The following is a 22978-nucleotide window of genomic DNA, read 5'->3' as shown; positions in this document are numbered from 1 at the left end:
CGCTCCAAGGGACCACGCCGGGGGGCGTCAGGAGAGCTCGGCGCGGTAGTGGTCGCTGAACGCCGGGTCAAGACTGCTCTCGTCGCAGAGGGTGGACAGACTTGGGACAGACATTGGACAAACCCTCGACAAGCGGCCGTCCGGTGTGGTGCATTGGACTCCACACCTTGACCCCCCACGAGGAGATCACCATGAAGCGCACCACCCGAACCGCCACCTCGCTCGCCGCCCTCTCGCTCGGTGTCGCCACCGTCGTGCTCGCCCCGGCTGCGGCCCAGGCCAAGCCCGACACCGACTGCATGCGCGCCGGCATCAGCACGCTCAAGGCCGAGGGGCTGTTCTCGACGGTCGCCAAGTCCGGCCTGCCGATCGCCGCCGCGGTGGCGTACGGCGTCGCCCCCCGCGAAGGCACCGACGTCGCGTCGCTGCCCGACCCGCTGCCCCTCTCCGTCGTGCTGGCCGACCACCGGGCCGGCGACGACAGCCTGTTCATCTACCCCTGGTGCTGACCTCCCCTGCAGCACCTCTCCCCCGGACGCCTCGCTGACTCCCTCCCCCGGAGCGGCGGGGCGTCCGCCGGGTCACGCCCCGCCGGGTGAGGAGTAGCGTCGAGCGCGTGAACGAGACACGCATCGAGCACGACTCCATGGGCGAGGTCGAGGTGCCTCGCGACGCCCTGTGGCGGGCCCAGACCCAGCGCGCGGTCGAGAACTTCCCGATCAGTGGCCTGACCCTGCAGCCCCGGCACGTCCAGGCGCTGGCCCATGTCAAGGCAGCCGCCGCGACGGCCAACGCCGCCCTCGGCGTCGTGCGCCACGACCAGGCGCAGGCCATCGTCACCGCTGCGGACGCCATCGTGGAGGGCGCCCACGACGGCGAGTTCCCCATCGACGTCTTCCAGACCGGGTCGGGCACCAGCTCCAACATGAACGCCAACGAGGTCATCGCGACGCTCGCCGCGCAGGCCGGGGTCGAGGTCCACCCCAACGACCACGTGAACGCCTCGCAGAGCAGCAACGACACGTTCCCGACGAGCATCCACGTGGCGGCGACCCTCGCCGTGGTCGAGGACCTCCTCCCCGCCCTCGACCGGCTGGCGACCGCGTTCGAGGCCAAGGCCGAGGAGTTCGCCGACGCCGTGAAGTCGGGGCGTACGCACCTGATGGACGCCACCCCGGTGACGCTGGGGCAGGAGATGGGGGCGTACGCCGCCACCCTCCGCCTCGGCGCCGAGCGGCTCGAGGCGGTCCTCCCCCGCGTGCGCGAGCTGCCGCTGGGCGGCACGGCCGTCGGCACCGGTATCAACACCCCGGCCGCCTTCGCCGAGCGGGCGATCGCGGCGCTGACCGAGCGCACCGGGCAGCCCTTCACCGAGGCCCGCAACCACTTCGAGGCGCAGGGCACCCGCGACTCGCTCGTGGAGCTGTCCGGCGTGCTGCGCACGATCGCCGTCGGCCTCACCAAGGTCTGCAACGACCTCCGCTGGATGGCGTCGGGCCCGACCACCGGGCTCTCCGAGATCCACCTGCCCGACCTCCAGCCGGGGTCGAGCATCATGCCGGGCAAGGTCAACCCCGTGCTCCCGGAGGCGACGCTGATGGTCTGCGCCCGCGTCGTCGGCAACGACGCCACCATCGCCTGGTCCGGCGCGGCAGGCAGCTTCGAGCTCAACGTGATGATGCCCGTGATGGCGCACGCCCTCCTCGAGTCGATCCACGTGCTCTCCACGTCGACGGTCCTGCTCGCGGACCGGTGCGTCGACGGCATCACCGCCGACACCGAGCGGATGCGGCGCTACGCCGAGTCCTCCCCGTCGGTGGTCACCCCCCTCAACGCGCACATCGGCTACGAGGAGGCCGCCAAGGTGGCGAAGAAGGCGCTCGCTGACGGGGCGACCATCCGGGACACGGTGATCGCGATGGGCTACGTCGAGCGCGGGGACCTCACCGAGGAGCAGCTCGACGCCGCCCTCGACGTGGACTCGATGACGGGGCGCTGACCTCCGAGCCGCACCCGGACCGTCCGCCGGACGGCCGGCGCGGATGCGCCAACTCGCGAGTCACATCGAGAGCGGCTGGGCTCGCCACCGGGTCCGCCGGGCGGCGCCGTGCGGTGCCCGAGGACATTCTGCAGCGCCCCGCCCCCCTTGACCTCGATACCCCCCAGGGGTATGTTCCGACCCATGGACCACACCTCGCACCACACCTCGCACCAAGCCGCGCCCCAGGACGCGCACCCCGACTCGCACCACACCTCGCACCACACCTCGCACCAGACCTCGCACCACGACATGGGCACCAACGCGATGGCGCTCTCCGCCACCCTCCACTGCCTCACCGGCTGCGCGATCGGCGAGATCCTCGGCCTGATGATCGGTACCGCCCTGGGGCTCAGCAACCTCGCGACGATCGCCATCGCGGTCGGGCTGGCGTTCCTTTTCGGATACGCCCTCTCCACGCTGCCGCTGCTGCGCGCCGGCCTGGGCGTCGGCGCGGCGCTGACCGTCGTGCTCGCCGCCGACACGCTCTCGATCGCGACCATGGAGCTCGTCGACAACCTGGTGATGGCCGCCATCCCGGGCGCCATGGACGCCGGCCTCGTCAACCCGGTCTTCTGGCTCTCGATGATGCTCGCGCTGACCGCCGCCTTCTTCGCGGCCTGGCCGGTCAACCGCTACCTGCTGGCGCGCGGCAAGGGCCACGCGCTCACTCATGGCTACATGGACGCGGAGCCGGTCGGCGCGCGCCGCTTCATCCCGGCCCTGACGACCTCGGCGCTGGTCGCGGCCATCACCGCCTTCATGCTCGGCGGCCTGGTCGTCTCGATCGCCGACGAGCTCGGCGCGTCCTCCACGACCGGACACGCCCTGGCCCCGGATCACCCGGCCCCGGAGACAGGCACGGACACGGGCACGGGCAGTGGTCAGCTCGCCCTCCTGCGGTCGAGCTGACCACCTCTCCCCAACCCCCCGGTTGGCCCAGCGTCGTGAGCGGGCGGCTCGCGTAGGGACGTACGAGCTGCGCCGCTGATCACTCAGGCGCATCCTGACCGTCCGGCACCAAGCGCCGCAGCCGAATCGGGTCGCACTAGGACGATCGGTTGGACCAGTGGTCCAGCTCCGGGGTCGGGCTCAAGGGGCCGACGCCGGACGGGATCAGTACCAGCCGTTGCCCTGCTTGAAGCTCCAGGCGCTGCACGGAGTGCCGTAGGTGTCCTGGATGTACTCCAGCCCCCACCGGATCTGCGACTCGGCCGACGTCATGTAGTCCGCCGGCAGGTCGTGCAGCTGGGTCAGGGCCTGCGGGATGCCGTAGGCCGAGGACGTCGGGTTGTCGGCGTCCACGCGCCAGTCGGACTCGCTGACGTAGAGCGAGTCGAGGCAGGAGAACTGGTCGGACGAGAAGCCGTAGGCCGGGAGCAGCACGCGGGCGATGTCGCGGGGGTCGCCCTCGGAGAGCTTCTCCGACCTCGTGACGCCCGAGCCTCCGGTCATCTCGAGCGCCGCGGCCTTGGCGGCGTCCGTACGCCGGCCCGAGCGCGAGGCGACCTGCCGGCCGGCCCGCTCCTCGAGCGCGGCTGCGTCCATCGTCGGCTCGGCGGCCGACGCCTCGGCCGCCCCGCCCGTCTCGGCGGGAGCCGTGGCGGCCACGTCCGCGGCCGCGGGGGTCAGCGCGTCGGGGTCCTGCGAGATCAGGCCGCCGGTGACGCTCACGCCCGTCGCGGCGGCCGCGAGCCCGGTGAGGGCGACGCTCGTGCGGAGGGCTCGGCGGGGCACGCGCGCGGCCTTGTGCTTGCCGGGGGCGCGGTGCTTCGGGACGTACTTGTCAGGCTTCGACACAGGGGCTCAGGGGGGTTGACGACAGAGAATGTGCACGCCGGGTCGTACGGAGGGAGCGTGCGGTGACAGCCGACCAGGGCCCGGCGGGACGGGGCGGTGCAGGGTTCCCTGCGTCCTGCCGACGACCAAGATCACGAAACGGTCACGGGCCACCTTGCATGAGCCCCGGGACCCATGCAAACCGAACTCCACAATTGCCGCTGTCCCTTGCGTCACACGCTGCACACCGACCCCGTACGCCCCGACAGTCACGCCGGGTGACGCTCGCCACCCGGCGCGCCGGGTGTCAGAGCGTGACGTCCTCCAGCATCTCGGTGACCAGCGCCGCGATGGGCGAGCGCTCGGAGCGGGTGAGGGTGACGTGGGCGAAGAGCGGGTGGCCCTTGAGCTTCTCGACCACGGCGACGATGCCGTCGTGGCGGCCCACTCGCAGGTTGTCGCGCTGGGCGACGTCGTGGGTGAGCACCACCTTGGAGTTGGCGCCGATCCGCGACAGGACGGTCAGGAGCACGTTGCGCTCCAGGGACTGGGCCTCGTCGACGATCACGAAGGCGTCGTGCAGGGAGCGTCCGCGGATGTGGGTCAGCGGCAGCACCTCGAGCATGCCGCGGTCCATCACCTCGTCGATGACGTCCTTGCCGGTGAGGGCGCCGAGGGTGTCGAAGACCGCCTGGGCCCAGGGCGACATCTTCTCGTTCTCCGAGCCGGGGAGGTAGCCGAGCTCCTGGCCGCCGACGGCGAAGAGCGGGCGGAAGACGACGACCTTCTTGTGCTGGCGGCGCTCCATCACCGCCTCGAGACCGGCACACAGCGCCATCGCCGACTTGCCGGTGCCGGCGCGCCCGCCGAGCGAGACGATGCCGACCTCGGGGTCGAGCAGCATCTCCAGCGCGACCCGCTGCTCGGCCGAGCGGCCGTGCACGCCGAAGGCGTCGCGGTCACCGCGCACGAGGTGGACCCGCTTGTCGGCACCGACCCGCCCGAGCGCGGTCCCACGCTCGGAGAGCAGGACGAGCCCGTTGTGGCACGGCAGGTCGCGCGCCTCGGCGAGGTCGACGACACCGTCCTCGTAGAGCTCGTCGATGTCGGTGGCGGGCACCTCGAGCTCGGTCATGCCGGTGTAGCCGGAGTCGCTGATCGCCTCCGCGCGGTACTCCTGGGCGTCGAGGCCGACCGCGGAGGCCTTGATCCGCAGGGGCAGGTCCTTGGAGACCAGCGTGACCACGTGGCCCTCGTTGGCCAGGTTGCGGGCGACGGCGAGGATCCGGGTGTCGTTGTCCCCGAGGCGGAAGCCCGACGGCAACGACTCGGCGTCGGTGTGGTTGAGCTCGACCCGCAGGGTGCCACCCTCCGTGCCGATGCCCACGGGCTCGTCGAGGCGGCCGTGGACGACGCGGAGGTCGTCGAGCGAGCGCAGCGCGGTGCGGGCGAAGTAGCCGAGCTCGGGGTGGTGGCGCTTGCCCTCGAGCTCGGTGATCACCACCACGGGGAGGACGACCTCGTGCTCGGCGAAGCGGGTCAGCGCGCCCGGATCGGCGAGGAGCACGCTGGTGTCCAGGACGTACGTGCGACGGGCGGTGGTGCTGGGCGAAGAGGACTTGCTGGCCACGACTAACCCCTTGCTGCGGGTCGGCGCGCGCACTCCTCGCCCGGCCCGATGTCATTCAACGGACCGGAGAGCTCCCATCTGAGTGCTCAAGGACTGCCTCCCGGTTCAGCAGGCTTCCCCACCTGCCGATACGGGCGAAAGTACGCCCGGCACGACCCCGATCCGGGGCGACACGCCCGAACGCGAGGTGACAGGCGGATGACGTCTGCCCGACGCCCGCTCAGCCGCCGAAGCGGCGCTCGCGCTGGGCGTACGCCCGGATCGCGCGCAGGAAGTCGACGCGGCGGAAGTCGGGCCACAGCGCCTCGCAGAAGTAGAACTCCGAGTTGGCCGACTGCCACAGCAGGAACCCGCCGAGGCGCTGCTCGCCCGAGGTGCGGATCACGAGGTCGGGGTCCGGCTGGCCCTTGGTGTAGAGGTGCTCGGCGATGTGCTCGACGTCGATGATGTCGGCGAGCTCCTCCAGCGACGTGCCCCTGGTCGCGTGGTCGGCGAGCAGCGCGCGCACGGCGTCGGCGATCTCGCGACGCCCGCCGTAGCCGACCGCGACGTTGACGAGCAGGCCGTCGATGTCGCGCGTGGCCTCCTCGGCCGCCTTGAGCCGCTCGGCGGTCCCGGTCGGGAGCAGGTCCAGCGCGCCCACGGGGTGGATCCGCCAGCGACCGGCCTCGGCGAGCGACTCCACCGCGCCCTCGATGATGGTCAGCAGCCCGGTGAGCTGCTCGGGCGGGCGGTTGGTGAGGTTGTCGCTCGAGAGCAGCCACAGGGTGACCACCTTGACGCCGACCTCCTCGCACCAGCCGAGGAGCGGTCGGATGTTGTCGGCACCGGCCTGGTATCCCTCGGCGGTGTTGAGGCCGACCGCCTTGGCCCAGCGACGGTTGCCGTCGAGCATCACGCCGACGTGCTGGGGGATCTGGTCGTGGGGCAGGCGCTTCACCACCCGGGACTCGTAGGCCGGGTAGAGCACCCGTCGTACGGCGTCCTTCACGTTGACCACCGACCGATCGTAACGCCGTGTGACCGGTCACTCGGCGCCGGCGAGTGCGCGCCTCACCCCCGGGCGGGTAATTTCGCCTCATGGACAACGACGGCATCACCCCGCGCGACCGCGTCGAGCACGCCGTGGAGCGCGCGGGCGAGGTGATGGCCGACAAGATGGCCGAGGTCAAGCCGCACCTGCGCGGCTGGCTGCACGCCGCGACCGCCCCGCTCGCGCTCGCGGCCGGCATCGTGCTGGTGGCGATGTCCCCGACGGCCTCCACCCGCATCGGCTCCGCGGCCTTCGCGCTGTCGGCGCTCCTGGTCTTCACCGTGTCCGCGATCTACCACCGCGGCACGTGGTCGCCGCGCACCTGGGCGTTCCTGCGCCGCTTCGACCACGCCAACATCTTCGTGCTGATCGCCGGCACCTACACGCCCTACGCGCTGCTCTTCCTGGACGGCTCGGCCCGTACGACCCTGCTGGTCGTCGTCTGGGGCGCGGCGATCGGCGGTGTGCTGTTCCGGGTGTTCTGGACCGACGCGCCGCGCTGGCTCTACACCCCGATGTACATCGCCCTCGGCTGGGCGGCCGTCTTCTTCATCCCCCAGTTCATGGAGGGCGCCGACAAGTTCAGCAGCGGGGTCGCGATCGCGACGCTCGTGCTGGTGGCGGTCGGCGGGATCCTCTACACCCTCGGCGGTGTCGTCTACGGGCTCAAGCGCCCCAACCCGTCGCCGCGGTGGTTCGGGTTCCACGAGGTCTTCCACTCGTTCACGGTGCTGGCGTTCGCCGCGCACTACGTCGGGGTCTCGCTCGCGACGTACTCCCTGCGCTGACCCCTGCGCCATCGAGCGGGTGAGGTCGCTCACGATCGGAAACGATCGGCCCGGCCGGGGCGTCGTACGGGGGAAGCCCTGTCCCCCACCCCCACCGTGAGATGACTGACTCCCCCACGCACCGACCCGACCAGCCCGACCAGCCAGACCGGCCCGACCGCCAGCCCCTCCTCGACCTCAGCCTCCCGCAGCTCGTCGCGGGCGCCACGGCCGCGGCGACGTCGGCGATCCTGATCAGCCGGCTCGACCTCCTCGGCACCGTCATCGGCGCCGCCGTCGCCAGCGTCGTGTCGGCGATCGTGACGTCGGGCCTCGTCGGCGGCTGGCACCGCGTCCGGACGGTGCCGAGCCGGTTCCCGCGCAACGCCAACGGGATGGTGGTGACCGCCGTCGCCCTGGGCCTGGTCGTCGTCGCGGGCCGGGCGGGGTTCGACCTCGTCACGCAGGACCTGCCGCGCGACACCTTCGCCGCGCGCTGGCTGGCGGAGATCGGCGTCAGGCGAGGCTGAGCACGGCGAAGACCACCAGCGAACCGACCACCACCACGCCTGCGACGGCCCACGCCGCGAGCGACGAGCGCCGGGCCAGGCGCTCGAGCAGGACGTACGTGGCTCCGATGAGCGCCAGCCCGACCGTGACGTGGAGCAGCACGGCGAGCATCACCCCGGCGATCGCCCCCGCCATCCGCAACCGCCCCCAGAGCAGGCTGAGCGCGAGCGGCAGCACGACGGCGCCGGCGAACCCGCCAGCCACCTCGGCCCACCACGGCCGGTCGCCCATCCAGGGCACGTCGACCGCACCGGCCCACGAGCGGTCGAACAGGTCGCTGGTGGCGCTGTAGCCGAGGTAGACGATCGAGGCGATCGTGACACCGGCGGCGATCCGGTAGGACCAGTGCCGCGCCCGCGTCCACGGCACCGACCGCCCGACGAAGATCGTCGCGACCGTCACCGCGGTCCACACGATCCAGCGCCGGACCACCCCGGTGCCGGTGTCGGCCATCGCGTCGCGGAAGACCCGGTCCGCCTCCACCCGGTCGACCTCGTGCCCCTCGGTCGAGACGTAGGAGGTGGGGTCGCGCCGACCGGCCACCAGCGCGTCGTGGAGCAGCGCGGCCGGCAGGTGCGCGCCGGTCTTGGGCACCAGCCAGGTGAACAGCGCCGGCACGGACGTCAGGTCGGTGCGGAAGTCGGCGTCGGCGGGGACCAGCAGCTCGCCGAGGTGGCGGTCGAGGTAGGCGATGCGCCGCTCGAGCTCGAACAGCTCGACGTCCTCCTCCGCGTGGCGCTCCAGCACGATGCGCGGATCGGAGCCGGGGTCGGGCGGCTCACCCGGACCGGCCGCGGTGGGCAACGTCCCGCCGTCGTAGAAGCGGCGGGACTGCTGCTCCACCTGCGTCATGTGCTCCCGAGCCGTCATGGGTCCCAGTCTGGCGGCGCCGACCGACACCCGGCCAGCGCGTCCCGTGCACTCAGCCGCACGCGTGCCTGGCGACCGTGTGGCCGATCAGGTAGGCGTCGTCCATGGCGTCGCGGAAGTGGATGCCTCCCCAGATGCGCGACATGAAGGCGTCCTGCTCGAGCGTCGCCAGGCTGGCGTACGTGCGGGGAGCACCGGCCCCGTTCAACGTCAACGGGATGTCACCGAGGTGGCACCGCACCGTCTCGGCGAACGCGCCGGTCAGCGTCCCGTGGCCGCTGGGGTAGTCCGGGTACGGCGGCACGGGCAGCACCGGGGTCCATCCCGGCACCGGCTCGGTGAGCGGATCCCCGTCGTCGGAGGTGAGTGCCGCACCCGGTCGCCAGAAGCCCTCGTCGAACTTGTGCCGCCACGTCTGCCGCATGCCCTCGGCGGTGGCTCGGTCGAGGTCGGCGAACAGGTCCGTGACCTCGGCCAGGCCGAGCGGGTGTGCGCGCAGGTGCGCGATCAGGGCATTGCGGTAGAGCGCGAAGGCCGGGACGTTGAAGAACGTCGCCGTCGCCGCCTTGACGGGGTCCGCGCCGGCACGACCGTCGTCCCGGGCCTCGGCCAGGTCGGCGCGGTAGGCGGCGCTGCCGACCGGGTCGGGACCGTCGACGACGACGGGGCGTCCACCGTCGACGCGGTCGACGAAGCCGTACCAGGCCGTCGCCATGGGCCGCGGGTCGACCCACACGCCGACGCCGGGCTTCGCGGTGTAGACGATGGAGGCATCGCCCCGACCGTCTCCCTCACGCGACTCGATGACCGCCGCCGCCGCGTCCGCTCCGATCCGGGAACCCCGGTCCTCGGCGGGACCGTCGGGAACCTCGGCGAGGGTGGCCGCGAGCCTCGCCCCGAGGGCGCCGGCCGACCCGGGGAAGTACTCCACCAGCACGTCGTGCGCCGCGCGGGCGACGGCGGCCACCTCCGAGGAGCCCGCCGTCCTGAGGCTCTTGCGAGCCGCCCGGTCCACCGCCGTGCTGGTGAACGAGAGGTAGAGCCCCTGTGCCGGCGAGAACGGCACGGTCGTGAGGGCGGCTCCCTGCCAGTCGAGCGCGACCTCGGCGGGGGTGGGGGCGACCGCCACGGCGCCGGGCACGCCCGGAGCGGCGATGAGTCCTGCGGCGACCACCGCGGTGGTCAGGCCCGAGAGGCAACGATGGATGCGGTACATGTGGATCTCCTCTGTCGTGCGGATGGGGTCCGAGATCCCGAGAGACGGCGGTGGTGGCGCTAGGGGTTCGGCAGGACGACGACGTCGCCCGCGGTGGGAAGCTCGACGCACGACCGGGTCGACGCCGAGCAGCTGGTCAGCAGCCAGGGCCCGTCGCCGACCTGGCGCTGCGTGCGCATGACGGCGACGTCGCCATAGGCCCAGGAGAAGAAGGCGTAGGTGGCCTCGTCGAAGGGTTTCCACGTCTCGCCCGAGCGCAGGTCGGTGAACGCGACCCCGTGGGCACCGTCGTCGAGCTCCGCCGTCAGCAGCCACCAGCCGTCCGGGCTCAGTCGGCCCGGGTACTCGAGCACCGCGTCGATGGCCGTGGTGCCCTCCGTCTCGTCGCTGTCGTAGGCGAAGGTGCCGAGTCCTTCGTGCGCGCGCCCGGCCACCCACACGGCGGTGTGGTTGCTCAGGTCGACGAAGCGTCGGGCTGCCCCGGCCGACGGCCGCGGTCGCCACGGCGACTGCGAGGCCCCCGCGACGAGGTCGCGCCGAGCCACCGCGTAGGACGCGTCGCCGCCGTAGCGCCACACCACCTGCGTCGGCGACACGTGGACCCAGCCGTTCCCGTGGCCGACGTGCTCGACGTACTCCGCCCGGTCGCTCACGGCGACCGGCTCCCGCGTGCGCGAGAGCACCTCGTCACGCACTGTGTCGTAGACGACGAGCTCGTCTCCGTCGAACCAGGCCGCGGTGTCGCCCTCCGGGTCCCCACCCGGCCCCGCGGCGGTGCTCCTGCCGACCACGCGCGGCGGGGAGCCCCACGGGTGGAACCAGACTCGCCCGTCGCGGTGGTCGCGGTAGAGCGCGCCCGTGCGCACCAGCGCCAGGTGCCTGGTCGCCGCGCCACCGATGGTGGCCTCTGTGGTCCTCAGCGGGACCGCGGTCGGTTCGACCAGGTCGCCGCGGTGGAGGCCGTCTGCGTCCCACCAGACAGGGGCGGCGCTCCCCGGCTCGAAGGCCGGCGAGGTCCCGGCGGCGTCGGAGGCAGACTCCGCGGGCGCCGGTGGGGGTGTCGGGTCGGTCGCCGGATCCTCGGCGCAGCCCGCCAGCGCCAGCGCCACCACCACGCCCACCGCCAGGGGCACTCGTCTCATCGCCAGTCCTCCACTCTGGTCCAGGTCGATCCCGCGTCCTCGGAGATCGCCGCGACGCCCTCGCCGCTCGCGACCACGCGTCCGTCCACGGTCCTGACGTCGGCGCCGCCGATCGAGGCGGCCACCCCCGGCGCGGCGAGCACCTGCCGGAAGGCGGCGTCGCCACGCGCTGCCCGCCACAGCACCGTTCCCCGCTCACTGTCGACGGCGACGAACGACCCGTCCGGTGCGCACCGCACCTTCCACCACTGGTCCGCGGTCGGGGCGGCGTACGACGTCACCTGCCAGGTGGCGCCGCCGTCGCTGCTCGAGTGGATGTCCACGCCCTCGCCGGGCCCGGAGACGGACCACAACGCCATCACGTCGGCGGGACAGTCCAGGACGTAGTCACCGAACTGCGCGGTGGCGAGTGTGCGCACCTCTCGCTCGTCACCGCTCCCCCACCAGACCTCGAGGCGCCCTGTCCCTCCCACGGAGCGGGGCTCGGGGTTGGCCCCCCACGGCGTCGCCCCGCTGCCCGGGTGCACCGCCGAGCCGTCCCACGCGTCCGGCCAGACGTACGCCGTGGCGGAGTCCGGGTCGAGGGCGCACCACGTGGACCGCCAACCTCCACCGACGGCGCACTGGAACCAGAGGCGCTCGTCCTGGGGGAGGACCTCGCCACGGACCCGGTCGACGCTGCGCACCGTGCCGTCGGCACCGACCAGCCACTCGTCGGTGTGGTTGACGTGCGAGAGGAGGAACAGGTCGTCACGCGGGCTGAGGACCTGGTGGGAACCCACCTGCAGCCCCGGGACCGAGACGTAGGTCGTGGTCCGGTAGGCGTCCGTGGTCACGGCGACACCCGTGCGCCCTCCGGCGGCCCAGATCGCCAGGCGGGTGTCGGGGGCACCGGCCGCGACCCCGGTGGCGCTCGCCCTGGCACGCTCGTCGAGCACCACGTCCCGCGCGGACTGCGCGTCCGGGGTCCACGCCGTCTCCTCGTCCTTCGCCGGGGTGGGGGTCGGGGTGGGGGTCGGAGTGCTCGTCGGCGTCGGCACCGGCACGACGGGCTGCGGGGTGCTGTCGGGCCTGCCGTCCACGAGCAGGGCACCCGTCGTGACCGTGGCCAGGACCGCGGCGGCGACCACCGCCTGCGTACGCCGCCGCCGGGCTCGCGCACCGCGGTGCACGGCGCCCAGGTCCACCTCGGGGGGCACGAGGTCCGCGGCCAGCCCGCGTGCCGCGTCGCCGAGGATCTGGTCGATGCTCATGGCGTCGCCCCCTCGCTGGGAAGGGCCGGTTCGCCCAGGACCTCGAGCAGGCGACGGTGGGCCGCGTGACTGTGGCTCTTCACAGTGCCGGTCGCCACGCCGAGGGTCTCGGCGATCTGCGCCTCGGTCAGGTCCTCGTAGTAGCGCAGCACCATGACAGCGCGTTGCCGAGGCGGCAGGGCGAGCACCGCCTGCCAGACCCGCTGGTGCTCCACGACCTCGTCGAGGTGGCCGCCCCACGCAGGATCGTGGTGCAGCTGCATCGGGGTCTCGCGCGAGGACTTCGTGCGCCACCACGACGCCGCCCGGTTCACCACCACCTTGCGGGCATACGCGAGCGGCGAGGCCATCTGGTCGATGCGTGACCAGCGCTGGCAGATCCTCACCAGGGAGTCCTGCAGGACGTCCTCGGCGCGCTGGTAGTCGCCTGTCATCAGGTAGGCCGTACGGAACAGCGTGGCGCTGTGCGCACGCACGAAGTCGGCGAAGCGCTCCTCCTCGTCGGGTCGCATCTCGCCTCCCTCCGGCCCACCGCTCTCCTCCGACACCGATTGAATGCCGGTGGGCGGGACGAGGGTTGGGTCCGTACGACGACAGTCCTGCAAATTCTCCGGCCGCCCGCCTGCGCGAGCGCCTCGGTGGCGCGCTCGGGCCCGGATGTCTAGACCTCCCCGGCGGCCGGCGACGCCCTGGGGCCTGGCGGCGTCCCCTCCCCACCAGCTCTCCAGCAGGCAGTTCGCGCCACCGAGCGGTCTGCCCACGCTCAGGCGGGCGCGCTCACGGACGAGCTGCCTACGTCGTGCGCCCGGGCAGCGTCCTGACCTCCACGCGAGGAGGCCTAGTGTGCGCCCATGACCACCGCGCGGACCGTGCCCGTCACCACGGAGATGGACGGTGACGAGCTCGACGCGCTCGACGCCTGGCACCTCGCGCGGGAGCACGGGCTGAAGAAGATCGCGGTGGAGTCGTTCGTCCGGTTCCGCTACGGCGACGGCTTCACCAACTCGCGGGCGCTCGCGCTCCAGGCCTGCCTCGCCGTCGTCCCCTTCATGCTCGCCCTGACCGGGCTGGCCTCCGACCTCGACGAGGAGCGTCCGGCAGCCGTCGTCGCGCACGTGGTCGACTCCCTCTCCCCCGGCTCCGGGGACGGCGACGCGCTCGCCTCGGCGATCGACGACTCCGACACGTCCGAGCTCGCCGGGGAGGTGGCGCTCTTCTTCGGCCTGGGCTTCGCGCTCCTGTCGATGACGACCGCCATGGCCCAGGTGGAGCGCGGCGCCAACCGTATCTACGGCATCCGGCGCGACCGCAAGGCGCTCCACAAGTACGGCCGCGCCGCGGTCCTGACGGCCGTGCTCGCCGTGCCGGTCGGCGTCGGGTTCGTGATGATCGTCGGCGGGCTCGCCCTCGGCGAGGCGATGGCCGAGAACTACGGCTGGTCCGAGCGCTCCGTCCTCTGGTGGAACGTGCTGCGCTGGCCGCTCGGCATCGGGCTGCTGGTGTTCGCCATCGCCGTCCTGCTCGACCACGCCCCGCGGCGCCGTCAGCCCGCGCTGTCCTGGCTCGCCCTCGGCTCGGGCATCGCGGTCGTGCTCAACGCCGTCGCCACCGCCGGGCTGGCGGCGTACGTGTCGCTGAGCGGGTCGTTCGGCAGCGTGTACGGCCCGCTCGCCGGCGTGTTCGCCCTGCTGCTGTGGGCCCTGCTGTCGTCGATCGCGTTCTTCTACGGCACGGCCGTGTGCGCGCAGCTCGAGGCGCTGCGCGCCGGCGACACCACCCCGGCGCTCGACGACCCGGGACGCCCGCACGCCCGTACGGTGGGCGACCAGGCCACGGGCTGACCGGCTCGCGCCGGTTCACCCATCACGACGGCAGCAGCGCCAGGAGCGGGCGGAGGTCGTCGTGCACCTCGACCGCACCGGCGGCGCTCAGCTGCTCGGCCGCGTGCGTCGTACGGATGCCGTGCACGCGTCGTACGCCCGCGCCGAGGGCCGCGCGCACCCCCGCCGGTGAGTCCTCCGCGGCGACCGTGTGCGCCGCGTCGACGTCGAGCCGCTCGCACGCGAGGCAGTAGCCGGCCGGGTGCGGCTTGCCGTCGGCGACGTCGCGGGCGGTGACGACGAGGTCGACCGCGTCGAGCGGCAGCGACAGCGCCGCGAGGGAGCGCTCCACCCAGTCGGGGCCGGCGGAGGTGACGATCGCGAGGCGTACGCCCGCCGAGCGGGCCGCGACGAGGAGCTCGCGCGCGCCCGGCACCGCCGCGGGCGGGTCGTCGGGCACGAACGCGACCACCTCGCGGGCCAGCGCGCTCGGGTCGAGCCCGGACCAGGGGCCGGGCTCGGCGACGAAGACGTCCTCGGCACGCCGGCCGGTGAAGATGCCGAGGTCCGGCAGCTCCCAGCCCCGGTGGTCGAACCACGCGACGTAGGACGCGCGGTGCAGGGGCTCGGAGTCGACGAGGGTGCCGTCGAGGTCGAGGAGGAAGGCCGCCACCCCGGTCATGGGGTCGCGAACAGCAGGTCGCCGGCGGCGACGGTGCCACCGATCGCGTCGCTGGTCACCGAGCCCTTCGCACCGTCCATCAGCACGACCGGGACGACCGGGGAGACGTCCTGGCCGCCCGCGGTCGCCGGCAGCGCGGCCGGGTCCCAGGCGATCATCGGGTCGCCGGCGGCGACCTCGCTGCCCTGGGTGGCGAGCACCTCGAAGCCCTCGCCCTCGAGGCGGACGGTGTTGATGCCGAGGTGGACCAGCACCCCCACGCCGTCCCCGAGCACCACGAACGCGTGCGGCAGCACCTTGAGGACCGTGCCGGCGATGGGCGCCACGACGGTCGTCGGGCCCGGGGCGGGCTCGATGGCGACGCCGGGGCCGACCATCTCCTCGGCGAAGACCGGGTCGGGCACGTCGGCCATCGCGACGACGCGCCCCGGGCAGGGGGCCAGGACCTGCTGGGAAGGAGGGGTCACATCAGGTCCTCGATGTCGTCGGCGAGGTTGTCGGCCTCGGGGCCGACGACGACCTGGACGACGGTGCCGCTCGCCATCACGCCGTGGGCGCCGGCGGCCTTGAGGGCGGCCTGGTCGACCAGCGAGCCGTCCTTGACCTCGGTGCGGAGACGGGTGATGCAGGCCTCGATCTCGACGACGTTGTCGGCGCCGCCGAGGCCGGCCAGGATCTGCTCTGCCTTGCTGCTCATGGTGTTTCCTCTCGTGTCAGCGGTCGGTCTGGGTGACCTTGTGGAGTCCGCGGGGGTTGTCGGGGTCGAGCCCGAGCCGTCGGGCCATCTGCTCGATCATCATCTGCGACGGGACGATCGAGGCGATCGGCTCGACCGTCTCGGGCAGGTCGGGGCCGGCGAGGTGCAGGTCGCAGAGCCCGCCGAAGTCCGCGGTGCCGCCGATGCCGAGCACGCGGGCACCGCGCTCCTGGAGGTCCCGCACGAGGTCGGCCATCGGCTCGGCGAGCGGTCCGCTCGCCGAGGCGACCAGCACGGCCAGCAGCCCCTCGCCGACCACCGAGATCGGGCCGTGGCGCAGGTCGGCGTACGAGTAGCCGCGCACCGGGCGCAGGCAGGTCTCCTCCATCTTGAGCGCCGTCTCCAGCGCCGTCCCGAGCAGCAGCCCGCGCCCCGACACGACCACGTCGTCGGCGCCGGCGAGCGCCTCGGCCGCGGTGGACACGTCGGCGTCGAGCAGCCCCGCCACGACGTCCGGCACCCGGGCGAGGTCGCCCGCGAGCGACGACTCGGGGCCGAGCGCGTCGGCCAGGACAGCGAGCGCGACCAGCTGGGTGAGGTACGTCTTGGTGGCGGGCACCGCGACCTCGGGGCCCGCCTGCGTCACGAGCGCCACGTCGGCGGCGTCGGCCAGCGGCGACCCGGCCACGTTGGTGACCGCGACCGTCGCCGCGCCGCACGCGCGGGCCCACTCCTGGGTCTCGACGATCTCTGCCGTGGCACCCGACTGCGACACCGAGACCACGAGGGAGTCGGAGAGGTCGAGCCGTGCGCGGTAGTGCGTCGCGACACTGGGCGCGGCCAGGGCGGCGGGGACGCCGGCCGAGACCTCGAGCAGGTAGCGGCCGTAGATCGCGGCGTTGTCGCTGGAGCCGCGCGCCACGAGGAGCACGCGACGGCGCCCTGCGAAGACCTCGCGCAGCCGGGCCTGCTCGGGCACCAGGTGCTCGAGGGTGCGGCGGGCCGCCTCGGGCTGCTCGGCGATCTCGGAGGCCATCCGGGTGGCAGTGGAAGCAGTGGAACTGGTCATGCGAGTCCTTGACAAGGTCGGTGCGCGGGAGCCATGCTCCCAACTGGTACGTACCAGACCGTACCAATGGATCGACACAGAGTCGAGAGGTGAGATGGTCCGCAGGATCGACGACGGCCCCCGGCCCAAGCACGCGCAGCTCAGCGACGCACTGTCCGAGCTGGCGACCCGCGACCTCGGTCCGGGCACGGCCATCCCGTCGGAGCGCGAGCTGATGGCGACGTACGACGTCTCCCGCGCCACGGTCCGCAAGGCGATCGACGGCCTGGTCGCCGACGGGCTGCTGCAGCGCATCCAGGGCAAGGGCACCTTCGTCGCCCGGCCCCGTGTCGAGAGCCACCTGCACCTGGCGTCGTTCTCCGAGGACATGCGCCGCCGCGGGCTGACGCCCTCGACCCGGCTGATGCGCGTCGACGAGGAGCGTCCGCCGGCCGACGTCGTCCGTACGCTCCGCCTGGGCGCGCGCGGCACGGCCTGGCGCATCGACCGCGTACGCCTCGCCGACGGACAGCCGATGGCGATCGAGCAGGGGTGGTACCCGTGCTCGCTCCTGCCCGGCCTCGACACCGCGGACCTCTCCGGATCTCTCTACACGCTCTTCGCCGACCAGTACGGCCTGGTCATCGACGCCGCCGAGCAGACCCTGTGGGGCGAGGCCGCCGAGGGCGCCACCGCGCGCCGGCTCGAGGCCCCCGTGCACACCCCCCTCCTCGTCTTCCGCCGCGTCTCGAGCGCGGCCGGCCGACCTGTCGAGCACGTCGTCTCGCGCTACCGCGGCGACCGCTACCAGGTCCACATGAACCTCGGCGCCGCCACGGGTGCCACCGGGAAACCCAGCACCACCAGAAGGGATCGATCCTGATGACCACGCAGGACGCCGCCGCGGGCGGCACCACCACGGACAAGCGCAGGCTCAACCTCGCGCCGGTCCAGAAGTTCGGGCGCAGCCTGATGCTCCCGATCGCCGCCCTCCCCGTCGCAGCGCTGCTGCTGCGACTCGGGCAGCCCGACCTGCTCGGCGCCGACGGGCTCGGCTGGGACGACGTCGCGGCCGTGATCGGCGCGGCAGGCAACGCGCTCTTCGCCAACCTGCCGCTCCTGTTCGCGGTGGGCATCGCGATCGGCATGGCCCGGAAGTCCGACGGCTCGACCGCGCTGGCCGCGGTCGTCGGCTACCTCGTCTTCCAGGGCGTCGGCGACGCGATGTCCCCGGTGATCCTGGGCGCGCCCGAGGGCGACGCCGAGCAGGAGCTCATCAACTACGGCGTCCTCGGCGGCATCGTCACCGGCCTGGTCAGCGCCTGGCTCTGGCAGCGCTACCACCGGATCTCGCTGCCGCCCTACCTCGCCTTCTTCGGCGGACGCCGCTTCGTCCCGATCATCACCGCGTTCGCCATGCTGGTGATCTCGGTGCTGATGAGCTTCGTGTACCCCGCCTTCGACGCCGGCATCACCGGCCTCGGCGAGTGGGTCACCGACAACGCGATCCTCGGCGGCTTCGTCTACGGCACCCTCAACCGGCTGCTGATCCCGCTGGGCCTGCACCACATCCTCAACAACCCGCCGTGGTTCATCTTCGGTGAGTACACCGCGGCCGACGGGCAGGTCTACCACGGTGACATCGGCCGCTTCCTCGCCGGCGACCCGACGGCCGGCGCCTTCATGACCGGCTTCTTCCCGATCATGATGTTCGCCCTCCCCGCGGCGGCGCTGGCGATCTGGCACGAGGCACGCCCGGAGAACAAGAAGCTCGTCGGCGGCATCATGCTCTCCGCCGCGCTGACCGCCTTCCTCACCGGCGTCACCGAGCCGCTCGAGTTCGCGTTCATGTTCGTCGCGTTCCCGCTCTACGTCATCCACGCCCTGCTGACGGGCTCGTCGATGGCGCTGACCAACGCCCTCGGGATCAAGGACGGCTTCGGCTTCTCGGCCGGGTTGTTCGACTACGTGCTCAACTTCAACATCGCGACCAAGCCGCTGCTGATCATCCCGATCGGCCTGGCCTACGCGGCCGTCTACTACTTCCTGTTCCGGTTCGTGATCCGCAAGTGGAACCTCCGGACGCCCGGTCGCGAGGACGACACCGACACGGCCGACGGCGGCTCGCTCCTCGAGCAGGACAACAAGGCCTGAACGTGATCCTCACGGCAGCACAGGTGGTCACCCCGGCGCGGATCCTCGCGCCGGGGTGGCTGCTCCTCGACGGCGACCGCATCGTGGAGGTCGGAGAGGGTGCCCCGCCCCGCCCCGCCGACGTCGACCTCGGCTCCGTCACGGTGACCCCCGGCTTCGTCGACCTCCACGTGCACGGTGGCGGCGGGGCCTCCTTCGACACCGGCACGGCCGACGCAGCGGACGTCGCGGCCGCCGCCCACCTCGCCCACGGCACCACGTCGATGGCCGCCAGCCTGGTCACCGACACCCCCGACCGGATGGCCGACGCCGTGCGCGAGCTGGCGCTCCTGGTCGATGACGGGCGGCTCGCCGGGATCCACCTCGAGGGGCCGTGGCTGAGCCCGCGGCGCTCGGGCGCCCACCAGCCCGGCGCGCTCACCCACCCCGCACCGGCCGCGATCGAGGCGCTGCTGACCGCCGGCAGCGGCGCCGTCCGGATGGTCACCCTCGCCCCCGAGCTGCCGGGCGGCCTCGACGCCGTACGCCGCCTCGACGACGCCGGCGTGCTGGTCGCGATCGGGCACACCGACGCGACGTACGACGAGGCGCGGGCGGCGATCGACGCGGGCGCCCGCCTCGGCACCCACCTCTTCAACGCCATGCGGCCGCTCCACCACCGCGACCCCGGCCCCGTCGGCGCCCTGCTCGACGCGCCCGTCGACGTCGAGCTCATCGCCGACGGCGTGCACCTGCACCCGGCCGTGCTCCGCACCGTCTTCGCCGCCAAGCCCGGACGCTGCATCCTCGTCACCGACGCGATGGCCGCCGCGGGCGCGCCCGACGGCGACTACCGCCTCGGCCCGATGGCCATCGAGGTCCGCGACGGCGTCGCCCGGCTCGCGGACGGCAGCGGCGGCGGCGCGATCGCCGGCTCGACGCTCACGATGGACGCGGCGGTCAGCTTCGCCGTACGCACCGCGCGACTCCCCCTCCTCGACGTCGTGCACGCCGCCAGCACCACTCCCGCCGCCGCGTGGGGGCTGACCGACGTGGGCGCGATCGAGGCAGGTCGCCGCGCCGACCTCGTCGTGCTCGACGACCGGCTCGAGGTCGTCCGCGTGATGCGCGAGGGGGCCTGGCTCGGCCGGTGATCGCCCCTCAGCCGTGGATCGTGGCGGCGCCCGACAGCAGCGCCGCCGCGGTGGCGTCCCCGGAGTCGGCGTCAGCGACGACGTCGGCGGCGACGGCCAGCCGCTCGTCGCCGGGGAACAACCCCGGCGGCAGGACCGACGCCAGCGCCGCGGCCACCGTCACGGCGCCGGTCGCGGCGACCGCATCGTCGATCGCCGCGCGGAGGTCGGCCGTCGTGGTCGTGACCGTGGTCGACAGGAGGCGGGCCACCGGAGCACCGCCGGGCCCGGCGAGCAGGTCGAGACCCTCGGCGGCCGTGCCCATGACGCTCAGGGAGCAGATGCTCTGCACGACCTCGGGGTCCTCCAGCGCCCGCCGGCGCGCGCGGGCCGCCTCGTCGAACGCCTCCACGCGGCGCACCGCCACCGGCACCGACGCGACCTCCGTGTCGGGCCGGGGCGCGAACGTGGCCACGACCGAGTAGTCGCCGGGCTGGGGGAAGAGCCGCGCGGCCGGCGCCAGCAGCAGGGCGGACCCCACGAGCTCCTCACCGGGCGCCAGGGTCACCTCCCGCCGTGCGGAGTCGACCGGCCACGGCCACTCGGCGCGGACCCGGTCCGCACCTTCGCGACCCACCCACACCGACAGGTCGTCCTCGGCCAGGTCGAGCCGGCTGCTCGTCGCGACCGGCTCGGCCCCGTCGTTCCGCAGGCGCACCACGACGACGAGCGCCTCGTCGAGCGGGACCTCGGCGGGAGCCTCGAGGGTGAGCGTCAGTCCGGTCACCGTCCCGATGGTGCCACGAAGTCCGCGGCCCGCTCCTCCGCGAGGGCCAGGTCGGCCTTGGGCTTGCGGGCGCGTCGGGCCCTGGCCAGCGCGTCGGCCACGACGGGTGCCTCACGTTCGATCGGGCTGGGCACCGTCGTCGCGAGCGTCACGAGCTCCAGGGCCGTACGGCCCTGGGCGGCCAGGTCCATGAAGTGCTTGGCCTCGGTGGCGCTGGCGGCCCGGGTCTCACCGGTCCGGTAGTCCTGGTGCGTCCGGGCGAGCGAGTTGGCGAGGACGAGCGCCGCCGCCCCGCCGGTGTCGGACTCCGGATGGGCCTCGGCGACGGTCGCGAGCCCGGCCTTCACGGCCTCGTCGCGACCGAAGTCCCCGAGCGCGAACGCCGCGCCCACACCGGGGTCCAGGGTGACCGCGGCGACACCGCGCTCCTCCTCCGTGCCGGCCATCCGCACCTGCACCGCGACCCGCTGGCTGCGTACGGCCGCCCAGCCGAGCGCGTCGAACTCCGCCCGTACGAGGTGCCGGCCGGGGACGTCGAACGTGACGCCCTCGCTGGTGAAGAAGACCTGCACGTGCGAGGTGATCGACTCGCCGGGCTGCAGCACCGTGCTCTGCGGTGGGCCGCAGGCGAGCACGACGTCACGGACCTGCTCCACGTCCCCGCCGGGCAGGGCGTGCAGCAGCCGCAGGTCGCCCTCGGAGAGGTTCAGCCGCGAGCTCACCTCGCGCGCCTCGTCGCCGGTGTTGGTGAGGACGACCTCCGCGGTGACGTACTGGCCGACGAAGACCTCGTCGGGCAGCCGCAGCTCGAGCGTCAGGTCGGCGGCGTCGTCCTGGGCGACCAGGCCCTCGGCGTCGGTCGGCTCCGGGAGGCCTGCCGACAGGCTGCCGTGGCCCCAGCCGAAGCCCTTCCAGCCGGGGCGCACCTGCGGGTCCGGCGAGTGGATGAGCGAGGTCCGGTCGTGCGAGCTGAACGCGAAGGTCGCGTTGCCCGGATAGGGGTTGGCCGCGGTGGCGAACCCCATCACGTCACCGGTCTGGTTCATGATCTCGGTGCCCACCCCCGGGACGTGGACGTCGTGCTTGGGGTGGAACAGGTTGAACGCGTGGCCGGCCTCGTGGACGAGGGTGCGCAGGAAGGCCGCGGGCACCTCGTCGAGCGGGCGGTTGCGGGCACCGGCCTCGATGATCGGCGAGTCCGACAAGGTGGCGTCGGCGAAGCCGACCGCACCCTCGCGCGGGACCGCGTCCTGGTCGAACATGACGCCGAAGGTCGTCCCCTGCGCCGAGCCGACGAGCAGCCACAGCCGCCACTGGTCGGCGGTGGCCGAGCCCTGATGGGTGCTGATCAGGGTTTGCAGCTCGGCGTTGGTCAGCGATGCGTCGTCGGGCACGTCGACCTCGTCGAGCGTGGTCGGGGTGTCCCAGCCCGCGGAGGCGTAGATGTTGCGGAAGGTCGACGTCACACCACCCGCCGTCGTGGCAGAGGCCGGCCAGGCGCGCCCGGTCATCGCGTCGACCTCGACGCGGCACCCGCGGTAGAAGGTGGAGGTCTTGGTGGCCGTCAGCGCATACCGGCGCCGGCCGATGGTCGCCGTGCCCTGCATGGTGGCGGGACGGAAGATCGGCTCGAGCAGCGGCTGGTGGCAGCGCAGCGTCATCCGCCCGGTGTCGGTGGACACGAAGTCCTGCGTGGTCCGGTCCCAGAGGTGCCGCACGAACGAGAAGGACAGCTCGCCCCCCGACCAGGTGACGCCGGTGGAGCGGAAGTACCAGCTGTACTCGTTCTTCGGCAGCTGCGGGTACCAGCGCAGGGGCGGGAAGAGCACGCCGCCCCGGTCCTCGCCGAGCTCCTGGTCGAAGTCCTCATCGCGGTCGTCGTCGAAGACATGGTCGCCGCCGGCCCGGACGGGAACGCCGATCGGGTGCGTGACGACCGGACCGATGACGCCGCTGCGCCGTACGTACACGTCGCCGCTGATGCGCAGGGACGAGGGGCCGACCTCGATCCGCATCGGTCCGCGGACCTCGCTCATCGGGAACGCCGGGACGAGCGGACGGACCTGCAGCAGCCACGACCCGTTGAGCCGGGCCGCGGTGCACGGTCGCCGGAGCCCGAGCGACGGCAGTGGCGCGTGCGGGATCGTGGTCGGCGGCGGCCCCAGCACGGACACGTCCTCGACGAGGTCGCCCTGCTCGTCGAAGACCAGGGCCGGCTGGTCCTGGCACCCGCAGGTCCCCGTTGCTCTGTCGTGGTGCGTCATGGCGAGCCTCCCTCCCGCCCCGCGGGCGAGCCGACGACGGGGGACGGCCGTCCCCCGCGCGGCACTGTGCGCCCGCCTGCGTGACTCCTGCGTGACTCGCCGGCGCTGGTCCAGAC

General features: G+C 73.2%; 23 protein-coding genes. 9 read left to right on the top strand and 14 right to left on the bottom strand.

The genetic code is table 11. The annotated features are described in order from the left end of the window. Nucleotides 1-191: 191 nt before the first annotated feature. The 3 genes from IEZ24_RS01590 to IEZ24_RS01580 all read left to right on the top strand — a co-directional run bounded on the left by IEZ24_RS01590 (nucleotide 192) and on the right by IEZ24_RS01580 (nucleotide 2950). Complete coding sequence (locus tag IEZ24_RS01590; protein ID WP_129455954.1) at nucleotides 192-509, top strand: hypothetical protein; 318 nt, start codon at nucleotides 192-194, stop codon at nucleotides 507-509. Nucleotides 510-616: 107 nt separating this feature from the next. Then, the gene (locus IEZ24_RS01585) at nucleotides 617-1999 is read left to right on the top strand and encodes a class II fumarate hydratase (RefSeq protein WP_129455953.1); all 1383 of its coding nucleotides are present in this window, start codon (nucleotides 617-619) and stop codon (nucleotides 1997-1999) included. Nucleotides 2000-2182: 183 nt separating this feature from the next. Next, nucleotides 2183-2950, top strand: a complete 768-nt coding sequence (locus tag IEZ24_RS01580; protein ID WP_224744653.1) for a DUF4396 domain-containing protein — start codon at nucleotides 2183-2185, stop codon at nucleotides 2948-2950. Nucleotides 2951-3154: 204 nt separating this feature from the next. Here IEZ24_RS01580 and IEZ24_RS01575 read toward each other — a convergent pair whose 3' ends face one another. From IEZ24_RS01575 to IEZ24_RS01565, 3 genes are all read right to left on the bottom strand, one after another. Continuing rightward, complete coding sequence (locus IEZ24_RS01575) at nucleotides 3155-3838, bottom strand: aggregation-promoting factor C-terminal-like domain-containing protein (RefSeq protein ID WP_165356130.1); 684 nt, start codon at nucleotides 3836-3838, stop codon at nucleotides 3155-3157. Between the two features lie 286 nt (nucleotides 3839-4124). Further along, complete coding sequence (locus IEZ24_RS01570; RefSeq protein WP_129455952.1) at nucleotides 4125-5447, bottom strand: PhoH family protein; 1323 nt, start codon at nucleotides 5445-5447, stop codon at nucleotides 4125-4127. A gap of 220 nt (nucleotides 5448-5667) precedes the next feature. Beyond that, nucleotides 5668-6447 carry an isoprenyl transferase gene (locus IEZ24_RS01565; protein WP_129455951.1) on the bottom strand — a complete coding sequence of 260 codons (780 nt, stop codon included), beginning with the start codon at nucleotides 6445-6447 and terminating at the stop codon, nucleotides 5668-5670. Nucleotides 6448-6527: 80 nt separating this feature from the next. Here IEZ24_RS01565 and trhA point away from each other — a divergent pair, with 80 nt between their 5' ends. Both trhA and IEZ24_RS01555 read left to right on the top strand, forming a co-directional pair. Further along, complete coding sequence (gene trhA, locus IEZ24_RS01560; protein WP_191192796.1) at nucleotides 6528-7268, top strand: PAQR family membrane homeostasis protein TrhA; 741 nt, start codon at nucleotides 6528-6530, stop codon at nucleotides 7266-7268. Nucleotides 7269-7369: 101 nt separating this feature from the next. Continuing rightward, nucleotides 7370-7777 carry a hypothetical protein gene (locus IEZ24_RS01555; protein ID WP_129455950.1) on the top strand — a complete coding sequence of 136 codons (408 nt, stop codon included), beginning with the start codon at nucleotides 7370-7372 and terminating at the stop codon, nucleotides 7775-7777. On the opposite strand, the gene IEZ24_RS01550 is transcribed toward IEZ24_RS01555, so the two are convergent. The 5 genes from IEZ24_RS01550 to IEZ24_RS01530 are packed head-to-tail and all read right to left on the bottom strand — an operon-like array spanning nucleotide 7764 to nucleotide 12810. After that, entirely contained in the window at nucleotides 7764-8687 is a 924-nt protein-coding gene (locus tag IEZ24_RS01550; RefSeq protein ID WP_129455949.1) for a DUF1353 domain-containing protein, read from the bottom strand. The two genes, IEZ24_RS01555 and IEZ24_RS01550, sit on opposite strands and share 14 nt — an antisense overlap. A gap of 52 nt (nucleotides 8688-8739) precedes the next feature. Next, the gene (locus IEZ24_RS01545; protein ID WP_129455948.1) at nucleotides 8740-9903 is read right to left on the bottom strand and encodes a phosphatase PAP2 family protein; all 1164 of its coding nucleotides are present in this window, start codon (nucleotides 9901-9903) and stop codon (nucleotides 8740-8742) included. Between the two features lie 59 nt (nucleotides 9904-9962). Then, nucleotides 9963-11045: a hypothetical protein gene (locus IEZ24_RS01540; RefSeq protein ID WP_129455947.1), complete on the bottom strand. Its 1083-nt coding sequence runs from the start codon at nucleotides 11043-11045 to the stop codon at nucleotides 9963-9965. Next, entirely contained in the window at nucleotides 11042-12298 is a 1257-nt protein-coding gene (locus tag IEZ24_RS01535) for a hypothetical protein (protein WP_129455946.1), read from the bottom strand. Before IEZ24_RS01535 ends, IEZ24_RS01540 begins: the two co-directional genes overlap by 4 nt. Continuing rightward, a complete protein-coding gene (locus tag IEZ24_RS01530; protein WP_129455945.1) occupies nucleotides 12295-12810 on the bottom strand; it encodes a SigE family RNA polymerase sigma factor in 516 nt (171 codons plus the stop codon). The genes IEZ24_RS01535 and IEZ24_RS01530 overlap by 4 nt, the downstream gene beginning before the upstream one ends. Nucleotides 12811-13149: 339 nt before the next feature. Between IEZ24_RS01530 and IEZ24_RS01525 the strand changes: the two genes are divergently transcribed. Continuing rightward, the gene (locus IEZ24_RS01525) at nucleotides 13150-14139 is read left to right on the top strand and encodes a YihY/virulence factor BrkB family protein (protein ID WP_129455944.1); all 990 of its coding nucleotides are present in this window, start codon (nucleotides 13150-13152) and stop codon (nucleotides 14137-14139) included. Nucleotides 14140-14161: 22 nt separating this feature from the next. On the opposite strand, the gene IEZ24_RS01520 is transcribed toward IEZ24_RS01525, so the two are convergent. Genes IEZ24_RS01520 through IEZ24_RS01505 form a run of 4 tightly spaced genes read right to left on the bottom strand, consistent with a single transcriptional unit; the run spans nucleotide 14162 to nucleotide 16566 of the window. Next, nucleotides 14162-14800, bottom strand: a complete 639-nt coding sequence (locus tag IEZ24_RS01520) for an HAD family hydrolase (protein WP_129455943.1) — start codon at nucleotides 14798-14800, stop codon at nucleotides 14162-14164. Continuing rightward, the gene (locus IEZ24_RS01515; protein WP_242498543.1) at nucleotides 14797-15267 is read right to left on the bottom strand and encodes a PTS sugar transporter subunit IIA; all 471 of its coding nucleotides are present in this window, start codon (nucleotides 15265-15267) and stop codon (nucleotides 14797-14799) included. Before IEZ24_RS01515 ends, IEZ24_RS01520 begins: the two co-directional genes overlap by 4 nt. Further along, nucleotides 15264-15497, bottom strand: a complete 234-nt coding sequence (locus IEZ24_RS01510) for a glucose PTS transporter subunit EIIB (RefSeq protein ID WP_056908300.1) — start codon at nucleotides 15495-15497, stop codon at nucleotides 15264-15266. The genes IEZ24_RS01515 and IEZ24_RS01510 overlap by 4 nt, the downstream gene beginning before the upstream one ends. A 16-nt stretch (nucleotides 15498-15513) precedes the next feature. After that, a complete protein-coding gene (locus IEZ24_RS01505) occupies nucleotides 15514-16566 on the bottom strand; it encodes an SIS domain-containing protein (RefSeq protein ID WP_224744652.1) in 1053 nt (350 codons plus the stop codon). Between the two features lie 94 nt (nucleotides 16567-16660). On the opposite strand from IEZ24_RS01505, the gene IEZ24_RS01500 reads away from it, so the two are divergent. From IEZ24_RS01500 to nagA, 3 genes are read left to right on the top strand one after another with little or no spacing between them, the layout of a single operon-like run. Further along, nucleotides 16661-17428 (top strand): GntR family transcriptional regulator, encoded by a 768-nt coding sequence (locus tag IEZ24_RS01500; RefSeq protein WP_129455942.1) that lies wholly within the window; start codon nucleotides 16661-16663, stop codon nucleotides 17426-17428. Further along, entirely contained in the window at nucleotides 17428-18699 is a 1272-nt protein-coding gene (locus IEZ24_RS01495) for a PTS transporter subunit EIIC (protein WP_129455941.1), read from the top strand. The genes IEZ24_RS01500 and IEZ24_RS01495 overlap by 1 nt, the downstream gene beginning before the upstream one ends. A gap of 2 nt (nucleotides 18700-18701) precedes the next feature. Next, entirely contained in the window at nucleotides 18702-19832 is a 1131-nt protein-coding gene (gene nagA, locus IEZ24_RS01490) for an N-acetylglucosamine-6-phosphate deacetylase (RefSeq protein WP_129455940.1), read from the top strand. A gap of 7 nt (nucleotides 19833-19839) precedes the next feature. Here nagA and IEZ24_RS01485 read toward each other — a convergent pair whose 3' ends face one another. Together IEZ24_RS01485 and IEZ24_RS01480 are read right to left on the bottom strand one after the other, a co-directional pair. Then, nucleotides 19840-20598 carry a hypothetical protein gene (locus tag IEZ24_RS01485; protein ID WP_129455939.1) on the bottom strand — a complete coding sequence of 253 codons (759 nt, stop codon included), beginning with the start codon at nucleotides 20596-20598 and terminating at the stop codon, nucleotides 19840-19842. Further along, on the bottom strand, nucleotides 20595-22862 hold the full coding sequence (locus IEZ24_RS01480) for a hypothetical protein (RefSeq protein WP_165356129.1): 2268 nt from the start codon (nucleotides 22860-22862) through the stop codon (nucleotides 20595-20597). Before IEZ24_RS01480 ends, IEZ24_RS01485 begins: the two co-directional genes overlap by 4 nt. Nucleotides 22863-22978 lie beyond the last annotated feature (116 nt).

Source organism: Nocardioides ganghwensis (genome assembly GCF_014779655.1).
GTDB lineage: Bacteria > Actinomycetota > Actinomycetes > Propionibacteriales > Nocardioidaceae > Nocardioides > Nocardioides ganghwensis.
Note: the sequence above shows the minus strand (reverse complement) of the source record. Positions and strands in the feature narration are given on the sequence as shown.

What these genes read in the sequence shown, in the direction of transcription:
- IEZ24_RS01580 (WP_224744653.1), top strand. Translation starts at nt 2,183, where the DNA reads ATGGACCACACCTCGCACCACACCTCGCACCAAGCCGCGCCCCAGGAC.
- IEZ24_RS01545 (WP_129455948.1), bottom strand. Translation starts at nt 9,903, where the DNA reads ATGTACCGCATCCATCGTTGCCTCTCGGGCCTGACCACCGCGGTGGTC.
- IEZ24_RS01505 (WP_224744652.1), bottom strand. Translation starts at nt 16,566, where the DNA reads ATGACCAGTTCCACTGCTTCCACTGCCACCCGGATGGCCTCCGAGATC.
- IEZ24_RS01480 (WP_165356129.1), bottom strand. Translation starts at nt 22,862, where the DNA reads ATGACGCACCACGACAGAGCAACGGGGACCTGCGGGTGCCAGGACCAG.
- IEZ24_RS01550 (WP_129455949.1), bottom strand. Translation starts at nt 8,687, where the DNA reads ATGACGGCTCGGGAGCACATGACGCAGGTGGAGCAGCAGTCCCGCCGC.
- IEZ24_RS01535 (WP_129455946.1), bottom strand. Translation starts at nt 12,298, where the DNA reads ATGAGCATCGACCAGATCCTCGGCGACGCGGCACGCGGGCTGGCCGCG.
- IEZ24_RS01520 (WP_129455943.1), bottom strand. Translation starts at nt 14,800, where the DNA reads ATGACCGGGGTGGCGGCCTTCCTCCTCGACCTCGACGGCACCCTCGTC.
- IEZ24_RS01590 (WP_129455954.1), top strand. Translation starts at nt 192, where the DNA reads ATGAAGCGCACCACCCGAACCGCCACCTCGCTCGCCGCCCTCTCGCTC.
- IEZ24_RS01525 (WP_129455944.1), top strand. Translation starts at nt 13,150, where the DNA reads ATGACCACCGCGCGGACCGTGCCCGTCACCACGGAGATGGACGGTGAC.
- IEZ24_RS01510 (WP_056908300.1), bottom strand. Translation starts at nt 15,497, where the DNA reads ATGAGCAGCAAGGCAGAGCAGATCCTGGCCGGCCTCGGCGGCGCCGAC.
- IEZ24_RS01500 (WP_129455942.1), top strand. Translation starts at nt 16,661, where the DNA reads ATGGTCCGCAGGATCGACGACGGCCCCCGGCCCAAGCACGCGCAGCTC.
- IEZ24_RS01495 (WP_129455941.1), top strand. Translation starts at nt 17,428, where the DNA reads ATGACCACGCAGGACGCCGCCGCGGGCGGCACCACCACGGACAAGCGC.
- IEZ24_RS01540 (WP_129455947.1), bottom strand. Translation starts at nt 11,045, where the DNA reads ATGAGACGAGTGCCCCTGGCGGTGGGCGTGGTGGTGGCGCTGGCGCTG.
- IEZ24_RS01530 (WP_129455945.1), bottom strand. Translation starts at nt 12,810, where the DNA reads ATGCGACCCGACGAGGAGGAGCGCTTCGCCGACTTCGTGCGTGCGCAC.
- trhA (WP_191192796.1), top strand. Translation starts at nt 6,528, where the DNA reads ATGGACAACGACGGCATCACCCCGCGCGACCGCGTCGAGCACGCCGTG.
- IEZ24_RS01555 (WP_129455950.1), top strand. Translation starts at nt 7,370, where the DNA reads ATGACTGACTCCCCCACGCACCGACCCGACCAGCCCGACCAGCCAGAC.